We start from the raw sequence: 18,505 nt of genomic DNA, 5'->3' as shown, positions 1-18,505 counted from the left end.
AGACGACCCTGAGCCTTGAACTGGAAAGTCCTGCCGAACAACTGACACAAGATCAAGACGCTGCTGACGCGGCTCAAGCCACAAATGAACCCGTAGCCTCGCCGTTTGCGCAAATCGAAAACACTGACGACAGCACCGCACAAACCGCGGATGCTGCCCCTGCCCCCGCACCTGCAATTGAAGAAAAAGCTAAGGCCCCAGGCCATCGCGAAGTCGTTGTAGCCAAGGGCGATACGCTATCCACGTTGTTTGAAAAGGTCGGCCTGCCAAGTGCGTCTGTGCATGAAGTGCTGGCAAGCGACAAACAAGCCAAACAGTTCAGCCAACTCAAGCGCGGCCAGAAACTCGAATTCGAACTGAGCCCGGAAGGCCAACTGACCAGCCTGCACAGCAAGGTCAGCGACGTCGAAACCATCACTCTGACCCGCAACGACAAGGGCTACGCGTTCAATCGCATCACCGCGAAGCCGACTGTTCGCACCGCTTATGTTCACGGTGTTATCAACAGCTCGCTGTCACAATCCGCTGCTCGTGCAGGCCTCTCGCACAGCCTGACCATGGATATGGCCAGTGTTTTTGGCTATGACGTCGACTTCGCCCAAGACATCCGTCAGGGCGACGAATTCGATGTGATCTACGAGCAGAAAGTGGTCAACGGCAAGGCGGTCGGCAATGGACCGATCCTCTCAGCCCGCTTCACTAACCGCGGCAAGACCTACACCGCTGTGCGCTACACCAACAAGCAAGGCAACAGCAGCTATTACACCGCCGATGGCAACAGCATGCGAAAGGCCTTTATTCGCACTCCGGTGGACTTCGCTCGTATCAGCTCGAAGTTCTCCATGGGCCGCAAGCATCCGATTCTCAACAAGATCCGTGCCCACAAGGGCGTTGACTACGCTGCGCCACGTGGCACGCCGATCAAGGCTGCCGGTGACGGCAAAGTGCTGCTCGCCGGCCGTCGCGGCGGTTACGGCAACACCGTAATCATTCAGCACGGCAATACTTACCGCACGCTGTACGGTCACATGCAAGGCTTTGCCAAGGGTGTGAAAACCGGCGGTACCGTCAAGCAAGGCCAGGTAATTGGCTACATCGGCACCACCGGCCTGTCGACCGGTCCGCACTTGCACTATGAATTCCAGGTCAATGGCGTGCACGTCGATCCGCTGGGCCAGAAACTGCCGATGGCCGACCCGATCGCCAAGTCCGAACGCGCTCGTTTCATGGCTCAAAGCCAGCCATTGATGGCGCGGATGGATCAAGAAAAGGCCACCATGCTGGCTTCGAGCAAGCGTTAAGCCATGGCCTTGTATATCGGGGTAATGTCCGGAACCAGTCTCGACGGGCTGGACATTGCCCTGATCGAGCAGACCTCGGCGATCAGATTGGTCGCCACCCACTACATCCCTATGCCCGATTCCCTGCGCGCCGAGCTGCTTGGCTTGTGCGCCAGCGGCCCTGACGAAATTGCCCGCTCGGCCATCGCTCAGCACCACTGGGTGAATCTGGCCGCTCAGGGTGTACACGCACTACTGAACAACCAGGACCTCAAGCCTGAAGCCATTCGCGCGATCGGCAGCCACGGCCAGACCATTCGCCATGAACCGGCGCGTGGTTTTACCGTGCAGATCGGTAACCCTGCCCTCCTCACCGAACTGACCGGCATCACCGTCGTCAGTGACTTCCGTAGTCGGGACGTCGCGGCCGGCGGCCAGGGTGCGCCGCTGGTGCCTGCTTTTCATGAGGCTTTGTTTGAAGAGCGCACCGGTAATCAGGCGGTCTTGAATGTCGGCGGCTTCAGTAATTTGAGTCTGATCGAGCCGACCAGGCCTGTAGCCGGTTTCGACTGCGGCCCGGGGAATGTCCTGATGGACGCCTGGATTCAGCGGCAACGCGGCGAAAACTACGACCGCAATGGTGACTGGGCGAAGACAGGCACTGTTGATCCGGAATTGCTCGAAGCCCTGCTCAGCGACCCATTCTTCATTACCCAAGGGCCGAAAAGCACCGGGCGCGAGGTGTTCAACCTGCCCTGGCTTGAACAACACCTTTCACGCCTTCCCCCACTTGCCGCGGAAAATGTGCAGGCCACACTGCTCGAACTGACCGCGCTTACTATCGTTACAGCACTGCAAAGCGCGCAAACCGACACTCAGGAATTGCTGGTCTGCGGCGGCGGAGCACACAACTCAGCGCTGATGACACGACTGGCCGCGCTGCTGCCCGGCACTACCGTCGCCAGCACTGCCACCCATGGTGTCGACCCGGACTGGGTCGAAGCAATGGCCTTCGCCTGGCTGGCTCATTGCTGTCTCGAAGGCATCGCCGCCAACCGCCCGAGTGTCACCGGCGCCCGCGGTCTTCGCGTGCTCGGCGCCATCTATCCGGCCTGAGTGAATCGCGGACAACAAAACGCCGCAGAACCGTGAGGCTCTGCGGCGTTTTGTTGTTTGAATCGAAAGTTTTGAAAGCAGCAGTCAAATCGAGAACGACGACCCGCAACCACACGTCGTGGTGGCGTTCGGGTTCTTGATCACAAAGCGCGAACCTTCCAGACCTTCCTGATAATCCACTTCCGCACCGGCCAGGTACTGGAAGCTCATCGGATCGACTACCAGACTCACGCCTTCGCGCTCGACGATGGTGTCGTCATCGGCCACATCTTCATCGAAGGTGAAACCGTATTGAAACCCTGAACAACCGCCGCCCGTAACGAATACGCGCAGCTTCAAGCGATCATTCCCCTCTTCATCGACCAGGCTCTTCACCTTGTGCGCAGCACCGTGGGTGAATTGCAAAGCCGTGGGGGTGAAGGATTCGACGCTCATGCTGACTATCTCCCGGCGTTACGCCGCCATAATGCGTGATGACGCGCATTATCCGCTTGTCCTAGAAAATTGGTCAACTATTAGAGGAGCAGCGGCAAGCTTCAAGCGCTGAGCTTCAAGCTTACCGCTGATGACTTGAAGCTTGAGGCTTGGAGCTCGCAGCTGCTTTTAAGGCAGCATGCCGGCGTGGGACAGACCGAAGCGTTCGTCCAGGCCAAACAGGATGTTCATGTTCTGCACTGCCTGCCCCGACGCGCCTTTGACCAGGTTGTCGATCACCGACAGCACTACCACCAGGTCGCCATCCTGAGGACGGTGCACCGCGATGCGGCAGACGTTGGCGCCACGCACGCTACGGGTTTCGGGATGGCTGCCGGCCGGCATCACGTCGACGAACGGTTCGTTGGCATAGCGTTTTTCGAACAGCGCTTGCAGATCCACCGAACGATCGACCACCGTCGCGTAAAGCGTGGAATGGATGCCGCGAATCATCGGAGTCAGGTGCGGGACGAACGTCAGACCGACATCCTTGCCCGCCGCACGACGCAAACCCTGGCGAATTTCCGGCAGGTGACGGTGACCTTTCACCGCGTACGCCTTCATACTTTCCGACGTTTCAGAGTACAGCGAGCCTACCGCCGCACCACGGCCGGCACCGCTGACACCGGATTTGCAGTCGGCGATCAGGCGAGAAGCGTCAGCCAGTCCGGCTTCCAGCAATGGCAGGAAACCCAGTTGCGTCGCGGTTGGATAGCAACCCGGCACCGCAATCAGGCGTGCCCTTTTGATCTGCTCGCGATTGACTTCCGGCAGGCCGTAGACCGCTTCATCCAGCAGTTCGGGAGCGCCGTGAGGCTGGCCGTACCACTTGGCCCATTCTTCGGCGTCCTGCAGGCGGAAGTCTGCCGACAGGTCGATGACCTTGGTGCCCGCCGCCAGCAACTCACCTGCCAATGCGTGCGCAACACCGTGCGGGGTGGCGAAGAACACCACATCGCAAGCACCGAGGGTTTTCACGTCCGGCACGCTGAACGCCAGGCCGTCGTAGTGGCCGCGCAGGTTCGGGTACATGTCAGCCACGGCCAGACCGGCCTCGGATCGGGAAGTGATAACCACCACTTCTGCCTGCGGATGCTGTGCCAACAGACGCAGCAGTTCGACACCGGTGTAACCCGTGCCGCCGACGATACCGACCTTGACCATAAACCTGCCCTCAACGAAACCACTGGAAAGCCGTCGATAATAGGGGCCGCACGCCCCTGCGACAACCGTCAAGGTGACGTGCGGACGCTCAAGCCTCTACTATCTGGCTTACCGTGAATGAGGGAATCACCAAAATGCTCTATCTGTGGATCAAAGCGTTGCATATCGTCAGTGTTGTCTGCTGGTTCGCCGGGCTGTTCTACCTGCCGCGCTTGTTCGTTTATCACGCGCAAAGCGAGGACACGACCAGCAAGGAGCGCTTCAGCGTCATGGAGCGCAAGCTGTATCGCGGGATCATGGGCCCGGCGATGATCGCCACCCTGATCTTTGGCGGCTGGCTGATTTACCTTAACCCGACGATCTTCAGTCAAGGCGGCTGGATCCACGCCAAACTGACCCTGGTCGTGCTGCTGATCGGCTACCACCACATGTGTGGCGCACAGGTAAAACGCTTCGCCCGTGGCGAAAACACCCGCAGCCATGTCTTTTATCGCTGGTTCAATGAAGTGCCGGTTCTGCTATTGCTGGCTATCGTAATTCTGGTCGTGGTCCGGCCGTTCTAGTTTCGATAATCACACCATTTCGGGGTATTCCAATGTCGCTGCCCGCTTTGCTCGAACAACGTCTGCGTCTGCCCGTAGTGGCTGCGCCGATGTTCCTGATATCCAACCCGCAACTGGTACTCGCCTGCTGCCGCAATGGCGTTGTGGGTAGCTTTCCCGCGTTGAACCAGCGCGAAAGCAGTGGTTTCAAGGCCTGGCTGGAAGAGATCGAGGCGGGACTCGCCGCATTGGAAAACCCGGCGCCGTATGCGGTGAACCTGATCGTGCACAACAGCAACCCACGCTTGCAGGCCGACCTGGATATCTGCGTCGAGCATAAAGTGCCGATCGTGATCACCAGCCTCGGTGCGGTGAAGGAGCTGGTCGACGCGGTGCACAGCTATGGCGGCCTGGTGTTCCACGATGTGACGACGCGGCGGCATGCCGAAAAAGCCGCCGAAGCCGGAGTCGATGGCTTGATCGCGGTTGCGGCCGGTGCCGGTGGGCACGCCGGCACCTGGAGTCCGTTTGCGCTGATCGCCGAGATCCGCCAGTTCTTCGACAAGACACTATTGCTCGCAGGATGTTTGAACCACGGCCATGAGATTCTCGCTGCACAACTGCTCGGTGCGGATTTGGCCTACTTCGGTACGCGATTTATCGGCACCACCGAAAGTCATGCGCCTGACGCTTACAAGCAGATGCTGCTGACAGCCAAGGCCGCGGACATCATCCATACTCCAGCGGTGTCGGGGGTACCGGCCAGTTTCATGCGCCAAAGCCTGGAAGCGGCCGGTTTCGACATGGCCGCTCTGCAAGGTAAAGGCGAGGTGAATTTCGGCGACAAGCTCAAGCCGATCAGCGACGAAGCCAAAGCCTGGAAAACCGTGTGGTCGGCCGGTCAAGGCGTAGGGCAGATCGACGACTTGCCGACAGTCGATCAATTGATTGCACGACTGGACGCCGAGTACCGCCAGGCGCAGAGTCGCGCAGCACAGCTACCGAACCGCTGGCCTCGTTGAGAAATAACCGGGCCAGCACCGATGGACTGGCCTTACACTGCCGACCTTCCAAACAATTCGCGACAAGGATGCCTCGACCATGAGCGAACCCCGTTACAAGATCGTCTTCGACGGCGCTCTGCAGCCCGGTGTCGATCTCACCACCGCCAAACTCAATCTGGCGGACCTGTTCAAAAGCGATGTTGCCGCCATCGAGCGTCTGTTCAATGGCCGCACCGTCGCGCTCAAGCGGGACCTGTCGCACAGCGATGCACAGACCTATCTGCAGGCACTGAACAAGACCGGCATTGATGCACGGATCGAAAGCGAAACCGTCATCGACCTGAACCTGTCCGACGTCCATGAACAATCTGCGGCGATGGCGGAACCTGACTCCCCTTACGCACCACCGCGCGCCAGCGTCGGCGAAAATATGCCGGCGTTCGCCACGCTCAAGCCGTTCAGCGTCGAAGGGCGAATTGGCCGCTTGCGTTTTCTCGCCTGGACAATGGTCCTGAGCCTGGTGACGTTGCCGATTGTCGGCGTGTTCGCCCTGATGGCTCTGGGGCTGGTCGCGGGCGACTCCACCACCGGCCTGATCATTGGCGGGATCCTCGCGTTCTTCCTGTTCGTTGCGTTCCTGATCGTCAGCATCCTGTTCAGTGTCCAGCGCCTGCATGACATCGGCTGGTCGGGCTGGCTCTGGCTGCTGAACCTCGTTCCGTTCGTGGGCAGCTTCTTTCCGCTGGTGATCATGGTCGTGCCGGGCAACGCCGGAGCCAACCGTTACGGGCCACCGCCGCCGCCCAACAGCACCGCTGTCAAAGTCCTGTGTTCGCTGTGGATCGTGTTCTTTGCGCTGATCTTCGTCGGCGGGATGCTGGGTGGCATCTCGGCCATTCAGCAGGAATACGAAAGCAACGTCGAAAGCAGTTATGACAGTGGCTCGGTGACCACCGATGAAATCGACGTGGAGGTCGAACCGCCGGTGATTTCCAACGACGATGCAGCCGAAGCGGCGCAGCCCCCTGTAGACTCTGCGCAAGAATGAACAGCGCTCCCCGCCGTGACACCCGCGTCGTTGGCGCGGAGCTGTTGCGATGGAGAATTGCATGACCCGTTACGCTCTGATCACCGGCGCTTCCAGCGGCATCGGCCTGGCCATGGCCGAAGCGCTGGCCCGCCGCGGCCGCAGCCTGATCCTGGTGGCTCGACAGCGTGATCAGCTGGAAAGTATTGCCCTGGAGTTGACCCAACGCTTCGGGGTCGAAGTGCTGTTTCGCGCCTGCGATCTCGGCGAACCGCTGCGCCTGTCCGGCTTCCTGCTGGAGCTCGAGGAAGGCGACCGGCAGATCGATTTGCTGGTGAACTGCGCCGGCATTGGCACCTGCGGTCCGTTTCTCGCCCAGGACTGGATGACCGAGCAGGATCTGATCGAGGTGAACATCCTCGCCCTCACCCGCCTCTGCCACGCCATCGGCAACAGCATGGCACTGCAGGGTGGCGGGCAGATCCTTAATGTCGCCTCGGTGGCAGCTTTCAGTCCCGGACCGTGGATGAGCACTTATTACGCGAGCAAGGCGTACGTGTTGAATTTCTCCGAAGCCTTGCGGGTTGAACTCAAACAAAGTGCGGTAAAGGTTTCAGTGCTCTGCCCTGGCCCGACACGCACGGCCTTTTTCCGGACGGCACAGCTCAACGGTGAAAAACTCGAAGACAGCGCAAAGCTGATGAACCCCGAGGAAGTCGCGCTGTACACCGTGCGCGCCCTCGAAAAGAACCGCGCCATCATCATTCCGGGACGACGTAACCGCTGGCTGGCGTTTTTGCCGCGGCTCGGCTCGCGCTGGCTCAACCGGACCATCGTCGGCATGATCAACAAAGCTTACTGCCCGCGCTGAAAATTCCGAATTCAACACGGTACACTCGACTCAGCCCCTATAACGGAGAAACAGCAGTGGATACTCTGTTCACCAAGATCATCAACCGGGAGATTCCGGCGAAGATCATTTACGAGGACGACCAGGTTCTGGCGTTCCACGACATCGCCCCGCAGGCACCGGTGCATTTCCTGGTGATCCCGAAGAAACCGGTGCGTACCCTCAACGACCTGACCGAAGACGACAAGGCACTGGCCGGGCACATTCTGTTCACCGCGCAACGCCTGGCGCTGGAGCTGGGCTGCGAGGAAGGTTTCCGCGTGGTGATGAACTGCAATGAACTCGGTGGGCAGACTGTCTATCACATTCATATGCATGTACTCGGTCAGCGCCAGATGAACTGGCCGCCGGGCTAAGCTCCGCCAGACCCTGTGGGAGCGAGCCTGCTCGCGAAGACGTCGGCATATTCAACACAACAGTGCCTGACCCATCACATTCGCGAGCAGGCTCGTTCCCACAACAAGCAACACCCGCATGGCCAATGACCCAACGCAAACCTTCGCCGGCCGATTCGGTTAAACTGGCCGTCGAGATTTTTCCCGGAGGTCAGCATGACTACCCAACGTCACTACTCGCCGATTGACCGTCTTCTGCTGCAAGCCGATGCCGCAATGCGCACGCTGTTGCCCTTCAGTGGCCAGCCGTACCGCCCGTCACCGGCGATCCTGCAGCCGGACACGCCAATGAGCGATGAAGACACCCGCCACGTCGCCGGCCTGATGCGCATCAACCATACCGGCGAAGTTTGCGCCCAGGCGCTGTACCAAGGGCAGGCGCTGACCGCCAAACTGCCGCAGGTGCGCGAGGCCATGGAGCATGCAGCCGAAGAAGAGATCGATCATCTGGTCTGGTGCGAACAGCGCATTCATCAGTTGGGCAGTCATACCAGCGTGTTGAATCCGTTGTTTTATGGCATGTCGTTCGGGATTGGTGCAGTTGCCGGGCTGATCAGCGATAAGGTCAGCCTCGGTTTTGTCGCGGCGACCGAGCATCAGGTGTGCAAGCATCTGAACGAACACCTTGAGCAACTGCCCGCCGAGGACGAGAAGTCCCGAGCGATTCTGGAGCAGATGCGCATCGATGAAGAACATCATGCGGAGAGTGCGCTGGATGCGGGCGGGTTTCGCTTTCCGGCGCCGGTGAAGTTCGGGATGAGTATTTTGGCCAAGGTGATGACCAAGAGTACTTATCGGATCTGATCGTTATGGTGACTGGAAGGTCCTCATCGCTGGCAAGCCAGCTCCCACAGGATTCTGCATCCCAGTAATAAAAAAGGCGACTGCCGTGAGGGAGTCGCCTTTTTTGTGCGCGGAAATCTTACGCAGGCATGTTGCGAGCGTAGAAGATTTCGAGCATTTCGTGTTTCACCCGGTCGGTCACTTGAGCACGCTGCTCAGGGGACAGGTTGCTGGTGGCGTCGCCGAACAGGTAGTTGTCCAGTTCGAAGTTCTTCAGCAGCATTTTGGTGTGGAACAGGTTTTCCTGATACACGTTCACGTCGGTCATCTGGTACGCGTCGCGAGTGTCTTCCGACAAGTAGTTCTGGATCGAGTTGATCTCGTGATCGATGAAGTGCTTGTTGCCTTCAACGTCACGGGTGAAGCCGCGCACACGGTAATCCACGGTCACGATGTCCGAGTCGAACTGGTGAATGAGGAAGTTGAGCGCTTTAAGCGGTGAAATGACACCACAGGTCGATACGTCGATATCCACACGGAAAGTTGCGATACCATCGTCCGGATGGATTTCCGGGTAGGTGTGCACCGTGATGTGACTCTTGTCGAGGTGGGCCAGGATAATTTCGGGCAACGGGCCCGGCGATTCTTCGATCTGACTGTCAGTCGGGGTTACCGGCTCTTCAGAGATCAGAATCGTGACGCTGGCGCCCTGAGGTTCGTAGTCCTGACTGGCAATGTTCAGGATGTTGGCACCAATGATCTCGACAACTTCTGTGAGAATCTGCGTCAGGCGTTTCGCGTTGTACTCTTGATTGATGTACTCGACGTAAGCCTGCTGGTCTTGCGGGGTTTCCGCGTAGCAGATGTCATAGATGTTGAAGCTCAAGGTCTTTGTCAGGTTATTGAACCCGTGGAGCTTGAGTTTGCTTTTCACCGTTAAAAACTCTCTATGTATGCGGCCCGGCCGCGTGATCAAGCATGCCCGTCAAGTGCGAACGACGCACCTGCGTAGGACGGTTAACACCTCTTCGCGATGGCGATTTTGGTTGTCTGTTCAGGCGGATGACCCGTCGGCTGACCGATCACTGCCCTGAAAAAAGTGGCGCATTATGCAGACGTCAGCGGGGGATCGCCAGAGTCTGCACTGCTTTTATGATAGTTGAATGTCGGTTCAGCCGAGTTCGATGATTTCGTAATCGTGGGTAATCGCCACGCCAGCCGCGCCGAGCATGATCGAGGCCGAGCAATACTTCTCGGCGGACAGCTCGATGGCACGCTTGACCTGGGCTTCCTTCAGGCCACGACCCTTGACGACGAAATGCATGTGGATCCTGGTGAAGACCTTGGGGTCTTCGGTGGCGCGCTCGGCTTCCAGGAACGCCTCGCAGCTTTCAACAGCCTGACGCGACTTCTTGAGGATGCTGACCACGTCGAAGTTGCTGCAACCGCCGACGCCCAGCAGGAGCATTTCCATCGGACGAACGCCCAGATTGCGACCACCGGCGTCCGGCGGACCGTCCATCACCACGACATGACCGCTGCCGGATTCGCCGAGGAACATGGCTTCGCCAGCCCATTGGATGCGTGCCTTCATCGCCCAGACTCCACTGTAAAAAAAGGGTCGCCAGCTTAGCACAGCGATTTGTCCCGACAGGAACGGCGTCCTAGGACGCACGCCTCTGGACTGTAGGTAATTTCTCGAATTTGCGACGAAGTGTCTGTTAAGCTGGCGCCAATTCGCTGGCGCCCGTGTCAGCCCGTGTCGTCAGCTGTTGCAGCGATCCCTCTTCAGCGCCTCATAAAAAAACCAAACATCACCGTGCAGTCTTTTCGGGATACAACCATGGTTGCTATTACCCCCACATCCAGAATCAAGAATCTCGACAAGTTGTTGATGCATTGTCAGCGCCGTCGCCATGCAGCCAAGAGCAACATCATTTGTGCGGGCGATCGCTCGGACACGCTGTATTTCATCATCAAGGGTTCGGTGACGATTCTGATCGAGGATGATGACGGCCGCGAAATGATCATTGCGTACCTCAACGCCGGGGATTTCTTTGGTGAGCTGGGACTGTTCGAGCAAGCCGGTCAGGAGCAGGAGCGCAGTGCCTGGGTACGGGCCAAGGTCGAATGCGAAACTGCAGAAATCAGCTACGCCAAGTTTCGCGAGTTGTCCCAGCAGGACCCGGACATTCTTTACGTACTCAGCGGACAAATCGCACAACGCTTGCGCAATACCACGCGCAAGGTCGGCGATCTGGCTTTCTTCGACGTCACCGGTCGTGTGGCTCGTTGCCTGCTGGAACTGTGCAAACAACCAGACGCCATGACGCACCCGGACGGCATGCAGATCAAGGTGACGCGTCAGGAAATCGGGCGGATTGTCGGTTGCTCGCGGGAGATGGTCGGTCGCGTGCTCAAGGATCTGGAAGAACGTAACCTGGTCGATGTGAAAGGCAAGACCATGGTGGTTTTCGGTACGCGTTAACTGCGCAGATTCAGGCGCTGTAGATCTGCGCCAGCATCAGACGAAACAATTCATCGAGACGCGCCAAAGCCTGTGGCGCGTTGAATTTCTCATGCAGGGCGATGTGGCTTTGCGCCCGCACCCGTTGCTCCAGGCCGCAGGCCTCGTTGAAGCGATTGACCGCTGCAACCATCGACTCACGCTCGTCATCCACCAGCATCGCACCGTGCACCAGCCCGACCGGACGCTGGCCGCCCTGACTCTGGCGCCAGCGTTGCGCGGTGCCGACCATTTTGCGTCCGTCCAGATTGACGTTGAAGCGCCCGTCGCAGAATGCGCCGTCGATCTCGCCCAGCGAGGACGTACCGCCCAACTCATCGAGCAACTGACAGATCGGATCGCACAAACGTCGGTAGCCGGTTTCGATACGATTGAGATCGCCCTCGCTGCGCGGCGGCGCGTAAACCAGTGCAATGTTGATCGTCGCGGCAGATTGCGGGACCGGCTCGCCGCCGGTTTCGCGCAACAGCACCGGCCAACCGGCCGCGGCTGAGACTTCGCAGGCGTGATCGAAACCCGGTAACCGGTTGAGGCGGCGCGGCATGACCAGCGCGCGATCGCTGGGTTGCCAGAACAGCAGACCGAATTCCGCATCGCCGGCGCAGACCGAAGCCAACAGATCTTGCTCGGCTTGCAGGCCGGCTTCGATGGTCAGGGGGATTGGCAGCGACATGGAGGGCTCCGGCAGATTAGACATCTTTAGCGGATTCTAAGGCCTCATCGCGAGCAGGCTCACTCCTACAAAAGGGAACGCATTCCAAATGCAGGAATGAGCCTGCTCGCGAAGGGGGCGGCGAATCAGTCGAGGGTCGAACCGCTGACTACCGGACCGCCACGCTCCGGGAAGAACAGACGCTGCAGCTCGGTGCCCGGGCTTTCGGCACGCATGAACACTTCGCCAACCAGAAACGCGTACACGTCGCTGATTTCCATCAGCTCGACATCGGCACGGTTGAGGATGCCGCTCTCGGTGATCACCAAACGATCACGGGGAATGCGCGGCAGCAGGTCCAGCGTGGTTTCCAGGCTGACCTCAAACGTGTGCAGATTACGGTTGTTGACGCCTATGAGCGGTGTATCGAGGGTCTTCAAGGCGCGTTCGAGCTCATCGCCGTCGTGCACTTCCACCAGCACATCGAGGCCGACGCTTTTAGCCACCGCAGCCAGTTCGGCCATCTTCACGTCATCCAGTGCGGAGACGATCAGCAGCACGCAGTCCGCGCCCAGTGCGCGGGCTTCGACGATCTGATACGGGTCGATCATGAAATCCTTGCGGATGACCGGCAGTTTGCACGCGGCACGGGCCTGCTGCAGATAGGCGTCGGCGCCCTGGAAATAGTCGATGTCGGTGAGCACGGACAGGCAGGTCGCCCCGCCCTTCTCGTAGCTTTTGGCAATGTCGGCAGGAACGAAATCTTCGCGAATCACGCCTTTGCTCGGCGAGGCCTTTTTGATCTCGGCAATCACCGCCGGCTGCTTCTTCTTCGCTTGCGCCAGCAATGCCTGGGCGAAACCACGCGGTGTATCGGCCGCCTTGGCCAGATTTTCCAGCTCGGCGAGGCTGACGCGGGCGCTACGCTCGGCCACTTCCTCGACCTTGCGGGCGAGAATCTTTTCCAGAACCGTCGGTACACTCATCCTTCATTCTCCACTTTGAATACCGCGGTAAAGGCACCCAGCTCCTCGAGTTTCTCCCGAGCGAGGCCGGTGTGCAAAGCGTCGTGCGCAAGCTCCACGCCCTGTTTCAAACTGCTGGCCAGATCGGCGGCGTACAACGCAGCACCGGCATTGAGCACGATCATCTCGGCGGCTTTCTGGCCGTTTTCGGTTTTGCGCTTGCCGAGGGCATCACGGATCAGCGCCAGCGACGCTTCCGGGCCTTCGACCGAGAGGCCATGCAGGCTCTGGCTCTTCATGCCGAGATCTTCCGGCTCGACCCAGTATTCGGTGATTTCATTGTTTTTCAGTTCGGCGACAAACGTCGGCGCGGCGAGACTGAATTCATCCAGCCCATCCTTCGAATGCACCACCAGCACATGCTTGCTGCCCAGACGCTGCAAGACTTCAGCCAATGGCCGGCACAGTGCCTGAGTGAACACGCCCACCACCTGATGTTTCACACCGGCCGGATTCGTAAGCGGGCCGAGCATGTTGAACAGCGTGCGCAGGCCGAGATCGCGGCGCGGGCCGGCGGCGTATTTCATCGCTTTGTGATGGGTCTGGGCAAACATGAAACCGATGCCGACGTTGTCGATGCAGCGCGCGACTTGTACCGGCGTCAGGTTCAGATAGATGCCGGCGGCTTCGAGCAGGTCGGCGCTGCCGCTTTTACCCGAGACGGCGCGGTTGCCGTGCTTGGCCACAGTGCAACCGGCTGCCGCGACAACAAAGGAAGAAGCGGTCGACACGTTGAAGATGTTCGCACCGTCACCACCGGTGCCGACCACATCGACCACGCCGTCGAGAGTTTTAAGCTCAACCTGATCGGCCAGCTCACGCATGACCGACACGGCGCCGACGATCTCGTCGATGCTCTCGCTTTTCATGCGCATGGCCATCATGAACGCGCCGATCTGCGCGTCGCTGCATTGGCCGGTCATGATTTCGCGCATCACATCGCGCATCTCATCGGTGCTGAGGTCGAGGTGATCGACGATACGGCTCAGGGCTGTCTTGATGTTCATGCAAAGTCCTTAGCGCGTGCCGCCGGTTTGTTTGAGAAAGTTGGCAAACAGTTCATGGCCCTGTTCGGTGAGGATCGACTCGGGGTGAAACTGTACGCCTTCGATATTCAGGGTCTTGTGACGCAGGCCCATGATTTCGTCAACCGAACCGTCATCGTGCTGTGTCCATGCGGTCAGCTCCAGGCAATCGGGCAAGCTTTCGTGCTTGACGATCAGCGAATGGTAGCGGGTGACGGTCAACGGATGATTCAGGCCAGCAAAGACGCCCTTGTCCTCGTGGAATACCGGGCTAGTCTTACCGTGCATCACTTGCCGCGCTCGCACGACGTCGCCGCCGAAGGCCTGACCGATGGACTGGTGGCCGAGGCAGACACCGAGAATCGGCAGCTTGCCGGCGAAGTGCTTGATCGCATCGATGGAAATGCCCGCTTCGGTCGGCGTGCATGGCCCGGGGGAGACCACGATGCGCTCGGGGTTGAGCGCTTCGATTTCGGCGATGGTCAGTTCGTCGTTGCGCACCACTTTGACCTCGGCACCCAGCTCGCCGAGGTACTGCACAACGTTGTAGGTAAAGGAGTCGTAGTTGTCGATCATCAGCAACATGGCGTGTCGAACCTCTTGAATTCTGATTTGAAAACAGCCTTCAGAACACTTGCCCGCAGGGCGCTGCACGATGTCGGACGCAATCAGGTGCGTCGGCACAGCGGCATTTCAGACAGGCAAGGAAGGCAAAGCGATACAGATCCGGCAGGGCCGGCAGAAAAGATTCAGGCGCGCCAACGCCAGCGGGCGTGTGCCTTGATGACTTGATCCAGAAGTTTGCTGGTGATCAACACGGGGAAGGTCTCGTTCATGCGTTCCGGCACAGTAACTTAGCTGAACGGAGCGTGCAATATGGCCGGGGCACGGGGGATAAATCCTACGCAGAGATTCGCGACCGATGGCAAAACGCCGGGAGTTTTTGGTACTGTCGTTTCGTTCACCTACAACAATAAATAAACGGACTTGCTCATGATCAGACAGACGCTGTTTGTACCGCTGGCCGGATGCCTGCTTGCACTGGCTTGTGCTCAGGCGAATGCAGCACCTAATCCTTATTCGAATTTCGTGGTTTTCGGCGATAGCCTCAACGATGCCGGCACCTTCACCGACGCAGGCGGCCCGGCTGGCTCGACCGAGCGTTATACCAACCGCACCGGGCCGGTCTATCAGGATGGCAGTGGTGAGGTGTATTCATTGAACTCCACACAACTGCTTGGCGGACGTCTGGGCTTCAGCGCAGATCAGTCAGCGTCTTCCAGCTCCGCCGTGCGCGCCGAGAACGGTCAGCCCGATGGCAACAACTGGGCAGTAGGCGGTTATCGCACCGATCAGATTCTCGACTCGATCACCAGCCAGTCGGCCACCGGCGAACGCACGCGCCCCGGTTACCTTCCATCGAACGGCTTTCGCGCGGACCCCAATGCGCTCTATTACATTTCCGGGGGCGGTAACGATTTCCTGCAGGGGCGCATTCTCAGCCTGCCCCAGGCCAATGCCGCCGCTGATCGGCTGGCCGACAGTGTGCAAACCCTGCAAACCGCCGGCGCCAAATACGTGATGGTCTGGCTCCTGCCCGACGTAGGCCTGACTCCGGCGATCAACGGTACGCCGCTGCAAGCGTTCAGCAGCACCCTCGCCAACCAGTTCAACAGCCAGCTGGTGACACGCCTGCAAGGCATCAACGCCGAAGTCATTCCGCTGAACATTCCGGTGCTGCTATCCGAAGTGTTCGCCGATCCGGGACGCTTCGGTCTGGCGACTGACCAGAACCTCACCGCGACCTGCTTCAGTGGCAATAGCTGCACGGAAAACGCCCGCTACGGGATCAACAGCGCCACGCCGGATCCGACCAAACTGATCTACAACGATGGCGTACACCCGACCGAAGCCGGGCAAAAACTGATCGCCGACTACGCCTACTCTCTGCTGGCCGCACCCTGGGAATTGACCCTGCTACCGGAAATGGCCCACTCCACCGTGCGCGCGCATCAGGACGAACTGCGCAGCCAATGGCAGGCCGACTGGGAAAACTGGCAAGCGGTCGGCCAATGGCGCGCGATTGTTTCGGCGGGCGGGCAACATCTGGACGTCGACAGCCAAAGCAGCGGCGCCAGCGCCGACGGCAGTGGTTACAACCTCAACGTCGGTGGCAGCTATCGCTTGAACGACGCCTGGCGTGTTGGCGTGGCGGCAGGTTTGTACCGGCAGAACCTGGAGGCCGGGCATAACGACTCGGACTACAAACTCAACAGCTACATGGCCACGGCATTTGCCCAGTTCCAGCAGAATCGCTGGTGGGCCGACATGGCATTGACCGGCGGCAAGCTCGACTACGACAACCTCAAGCGCAAGTTCGATCTGGGCGCCAGCGAGGGTGCCGAGAAAGGCGATACCGACGGCAGCCTGTGGGCGTTCAGTACCCGCATCGGCTATGACATTGCCCAGCCGGGCAGCGAGTGGCACTTGTCGCCTTTCGTCAGCGCCGATTACGCCAGCGTCGATGTCGACGGTTACTCAGAGAAGAGCACCCGCGCCACGGCGCTGACCTTCGACGATCAGAGCCGTGATTCGAAACGTCTCGGTCTTGGTTTGCAAGGCAAGTACAACTTCACTCCGCAAACCCAGGTGTACGGCGAGTACGCCCACGAGCGCGAATACGAAGATGACGTGCAGAAGGTCAATATCGCGCTCAACACCCTGCCGGCGAATGACTTCACCCTGGAAGGCTACACGCCGGCCAGCCACCTGAACCGTCTGAGCCTGGGTGTCAGCCACAAGCTCACTGCGGATCTGGCGCTGCGCGGCGGGTACACGTTCCGCAAGGATGACGACTTCAAGCAGCAGGGGTTGAATGTCGGGGTGGTGCTGGACTTCTGATTTGCAGATGTAAAAAAAGCGGCGCCTTCACAAGCGCCGCTTTTTTATGCTTCGACACAAAACCACATGTGGGAGCGAGCCTGCTCGCGAAAGCGCTGGGTCAGCCAACATCAATGGTGACTGACACACCCTCTTCGCGAGCAGGCTCGCTCCCACAGGGGAAATTGCGTGTCTCAGGCGTCCGGGGTTTGCTCGGCCAGCGCCACGGCGCGGAACATCGCCCGGCGTTTGTTCAGGGTTTCTTCCCATTCCAGCGCCGGCACCGAGTCGGCGACGATGCCGCCACCGGCCTGTACGTGCAGTTCGCCGTTCTTGATCACCGCGGTGCGGATGGCGATCGCGGTGTCCATGTTGCCGTTCCAGGCGAAGTAACCGACTGCACCGCCGTACACGCCACGCTTGACCGGCTCGAGTTCGTCGATGATTTCCATCGCGCGGATCTTCGGCGCGCCCGACAGGGTGCCCGCCGGCAGAATCGCCCGCAGCGCATCCATCGCAGTCAGCCCGGCTTTCAACTGGCCGGTGACGTTGGACACGATGTGCATCACGTTGGAATAACGCTCGATGACCATTTTCTCGGTGAGCTTCACCGAACCGATTTCCGAAACACGCCCGGTGTCGTTGCGGCCCAGGTCGATCAGCATCAGATGCTCGGCGATTTCCTTGTCGTCGGAGAGCAGATCCTGCTCCAGCGCCACATCGGCTTCCTCGGTGGCACCGCGAGGTCGGGTGCCGGCGATCGGGCGCACGGTGATCAGGTTGTCCTCAACGCGCACCAGCACTTCTGGCGAACTGCCGACGACATGGAAGTCGCCGAAGTTGAAGAAGTACATGTACGGCGTCGGGTTGAAGCAACGCAGCGCGCGGTACAGATCGATCGGCGCAGCCTTGAAGTCGATCGACATGCGCTGCGACGGCACCACTTGCATGCAGTCGCCGGCAAGGATGTATTCCTTGATGGTGTCGACGGCTTTTTCGTAATCGTTCTGGGTGAAGCTTGAGCGGAATACCGGATCAGCCGACTGCTGCTTGCTGAAGTCCAGGCCACGACGCGGGGTGATCGGCTGGCGCAGCTGCTCGAGCAACTCCTGCAGACGCGACTGACCTTGTTCAAAGGCATCGGCCTGCGCCGGGTCGGCGAGCACGATCGCATGCATCTTGCTGGCGAGGTTGTCGAACACCACAACCGCGTCGGAGACCATCAGCAGAATGTCCGGCACGCCGAGCGGATCGGGATTCGGGCATTTGCCCAGACGTTTTTCGACATAACGCACGCAGTCGTAACCGAAGTAACCGACCAGGCCGCCGTTGAAACGCGGCAGGCCGGCGATGGTCGGCACGTTGTAGCGCGCCTTGAATGTTTCGACGAAAGCCAGTGGGTCTTCAACGTCATGGCTTTCGGTCTCGACGCCATCGACGGTGATGCTGACATGATGGTCGTGCACACGCAGAACGGTGCGGCACGGCAGGCCGATCATCGAGTAACGGCCCCATTTCTCGCCGCCCTGCACCGATTCGAGCAGGTAGGTGTTGGGCTGGTCGGCCAGTTTCAGGTAGATCGACAGCGGTGTGTCGAAGTCGGCCAGGGTTTCGCAGGCCAGCGGAATGCGGTTGTAGCCGTCAGCGGCCAAGCGCAGGAATTCTTCGCGGATCATGAGGTGCCTCGTGGTGTGAGGGGCA

General features: G+C 59.5%; 19 protein-coding genes (1 of these 19 cut by a window edge). 10 read left to right on the top strand and 9 right to left on the bottom strand.

Annotation, left to right across the window (positions count from 1 at the left end; genetic code table 11):
• Both M0746_RS28525 and M0746_RS28520 read left to right on the top strand, forming a co-directional pair.
• A protein-coding gene (locus M0746_RS28525) for a peptidoglycan DD-metalloendopeptidase family protein (protein ID WP_258451397.1) crosses the window boundary here: on the top strand, window positions 1–1,301 show its 3' portion. 127 nt of this gene lie to the left of the window's left edge; only the last 1,301 of its 1,428 coding nucleotides appear in the window; its start codon lies beyond the left edge, outside the window; the stop codon is at window positions 1,299–1,301.
• A 3-nt stretch (window positions 1,302–1,304) separates the two neighbouring features.
• Entirely contained in the window at window positions 1,305–2,396 is a 1,092-nt protein-coding gene (locus M0746_RS28520; RefSeq protein WP_208939555.1) for an anhydro-N-acetylmuramic acid kinase, read from the top strand.
• An 84-nt stretch (window positions 2,397–2,480) separates the two neighbouring features.
• Here the strand turns inward: M0746_RS28520 and erpA are convergent, their stop codons facing one another.
• Window positions 2,481–2,831: an iron-sulfur cluster insertion protein ErpA gene (erpA, locus tag M0746_RS28515; RefSeq protein ID WP_003176443.1), complete on the bottom strand. Its 351-nt coding sequence runs from the start codon at window positions 2,829–2,831 to the stop codon at window positions 2,481–2,483.
• A gap of 168 nt (window positions 2,832–2,999) precedes the next feature.
• Window positions 3,000–4,034, bottom strand: coding sequence for an N-acetyl-gamma-glutamyl-phosphate reductase (gene argC / locus M0746_RS28510; RefSeq protein ID WP_258451396.1), 1,035 nt, complete (start codon window positions 4,032–4,034; stop codon window positions 3,000–3,002).
• A gap of 134 nt (window positions 4,035–4,168) precedes the next feature.
• Here argC and hemJ point away from each other — a divergent pair, with 134 nt between their 5' ends.
• The 6 genes from hemJ to coq7 all read left to right on the top strand — a co-directional run bounded on the left by hemJ (window position 4,169) and on the right by coq7 (window position 8,716).
• Window positions 4,169–4,597: a protoporphyrinogen oxidase HemJ gene (gene hemJ, locus M0746_RS28505; protein WP_208939554.1), complete on the top strand. Its 429-nt coding sequence runs from the start codon at window positions 4,169–4,171 to the stop codon at window positions 4,595–4,597.
• 32 nt (window positions 4,598–4,629) lie between these two features.
• Window positions 4,630–5,598 carry an NAD(P)H-dependent flavin oxidoreductase gene (locus M0746_RS28500; RefSeq protein ID WP_258451395.1) on the top strand — a complete coding sequence of 323 codons (969 nt, stop codon included), beginning with the start codon at window positions 4,630–4,632 and terminating at the stop codon, window positions 5,596–5,598.
• A gap of 79 nt (window positions 5,599–5,677) precedes the next feature.
• Window positions 5,678–6,628, top strand: coding sequence for a DUF805 domain-containing protein (locus tag M0746_RS28495; RefSeq protein ID WP_258451394.1), 951 nt, complete (start codon window positions 5,678–5,680; stop codon window positions 6,626–6,628).
• Between the two features lie 61 nt (window positions 6,629–6,689).
• Window positions 6,690–7,478 (top strand): SDR family NAD(P)-dependent oxidoreductase, encoded by a 789-nt coding sequence (locus tag M0746_RS28490; protein WP_258451393.1) that lies wholly within the window; start codon window positions 6,690–6,692, stop codon window positions 7,476–7,478.
• Between the two features lie 56 nt (window positions 7,479–7,534).
• Complete coding sequence (locus M0746_RS28485) at window positions 7,535–7,873, top strand: histidine triad nucleotide-binding protein (RefSeq protein WP_017128660.1); 339 nt, start codon at window positions 7,535–7,537, stop codon at window positions 7,871–7,873.
• Between the two features lie 195 nt (window positions 7,874–8,068).
• Entirely contained in the window at window positions 8,069–8,716 is a 648-nt protein-coding gene (coq7, locus tag M0746_RS28480) for a 2-polyprenyl-3-methyl-6-methoxy-1,4-benzoquinone monooxygenase (RefSeq protein WP_206414599.1), read from the top strand.
• A gap of 118 nt (window positions 8,717–8,834) precedes the next feature.
• Here the strand turns inward: coq7 and speD are convergent, their stop codons facing one another.
• A complete protein-coding gene (gene speD / locus M0746_RS28475; protein ID WP_090286802.1) occupies window positions 8,835–9,629 on the bottom strand; it encodes an adenosylmethionine decarboxylase in 795 nt (264 codons plus the stop codon).
• Between the two features lie 237 nt (window positions 9,630–9,866).
• Window positions 9,867–10,289: an OsmC family protein gene (locus M0746_RS28470; protein ID WP_007994936.1), complete on the bottom strand. Its 423-nt coding sequence runs from the start codon at window positions 10,287–10,289 to the stop codon at window positions 9,867–9,869.
• Between the two features lie 249 nt (window positions 10,290–10,538).
• Here M0746_RS28470 and crp point away from each other — a divergent pair, with 249 nt between their 5' ends.
• Window positions 10,539–11,183 (top strand): cAMP-activated global transcriptional regulator CRP, encoded by a 645-nt coding sequence (crp, locus tag M0746_RS28465; protein ID WP_093097824.1) that lies wholly within the window; start codon window positions 10,539–10,541, stop codon window positions 11,181–11,183.
• 10 nt (window positions 11,184–11,193) lie between these two features.
• Here the strand turns inward: crp and M0746_RS28460 are convergent, their stop codons facing one another.
• From M0746_RS28460 to M0746_RS28445, 4 genes are all read right to left on the bottom strand, one after another.
• Complete coding sequence (locus M0746_RS28460; RefSeq protein ID WP_258451392.1) at window positions 11,194–11,895, bottom strand: lipoate--protein ligase family protein; 702 nt, start codon at window positions 11,893–11,895, stop codon at window positions 11,194–11,196.
• Window positions 11,896–12,020: 125 nt separating this feature from the next.
• Complete coding sequence (gene trpC, locus M0746_RS28455) at window positions 12,021–12,860, bottom strand: indole-3-glycerol phosphate synthase TrpC (protein WP_258451391.1); 840 nt, start codon at window positions 12,858–12,860, stop codon at window positions 12,021–12,023.
• Complete coding sequence (gene trpD, locus M0746_RS28450) at window positions 12,857–13,906, bottom strand: anthranilate phosphoribosyltransferase (protein ID WP_090286810.1); 1,050 nt, start codon at window positions 13,904–13,906, stop codon at window positions 12,857–12,859. The genes trpC and trpD overlap by 4 nt, the downstream gene beginning before the upstream one ends.
• Window positions 13,907–13,915: 9 nt before the next feature.
• Entirely contained in the window at window positions 13,916–14,509 is a 594-nt protein-coding gene (locus M0746_RS28445) for an aminodeoxychorismate/anthranilate synthase component II (RefSeq protein WP_258451390.1), read from the bottom strand.
• Between the two features lie 408 nt (window positions 14,510–14,917).
• On the opposite strand from M0746_RS28445, the gene estP reads away from it, so the two are divergent.
• Window positions 14,918–16,825: an esterase EstP gene (estP, locus tag M0746_RS28440; RefSeq protein ID WP_258451389.1), complete on the top strand. Its 1,908-nt coding sequence runs from the start codon at window positions 14,918–14,920 to the stop codon at window positions 16,823–16,825.
• Window positions 16,826–16,998: 173 nt separating this feature from the next.
• On the opposite strand, the gene trpE is transcribed toward estP, so the two are convergent.
• Window positions 16,999–18,480, bottom strand: coding sequence for an anthranilate synthase component I (gene trpE / locus M0746_RS28435; RefSeq protein WP_258451388.1), 1,482 nt, complete (start codon window positions 18,478–18,480; stop codon window positions 16,999–17,001).
• Between the last annotated feature and the right edge of the window lie 25 nt (window positions 18,481–18,505).

Origin of the sequence: Pseudomonas sp. S11P7 (genome assembly GCF_023195435.1) — a bacterium.
Lineage (GTDB): Bacteria > Pseudomonadota > Gammaproteobacteria > Pseudomonadales > Pseudomonadaceae > Aquipseudomonas > Aquipseudomonas fluorescens_G.
Note: the sequence above shows the minus strand (reverse complement) of the source record. Positions and strands in the feature narration are given on the sequence as shown.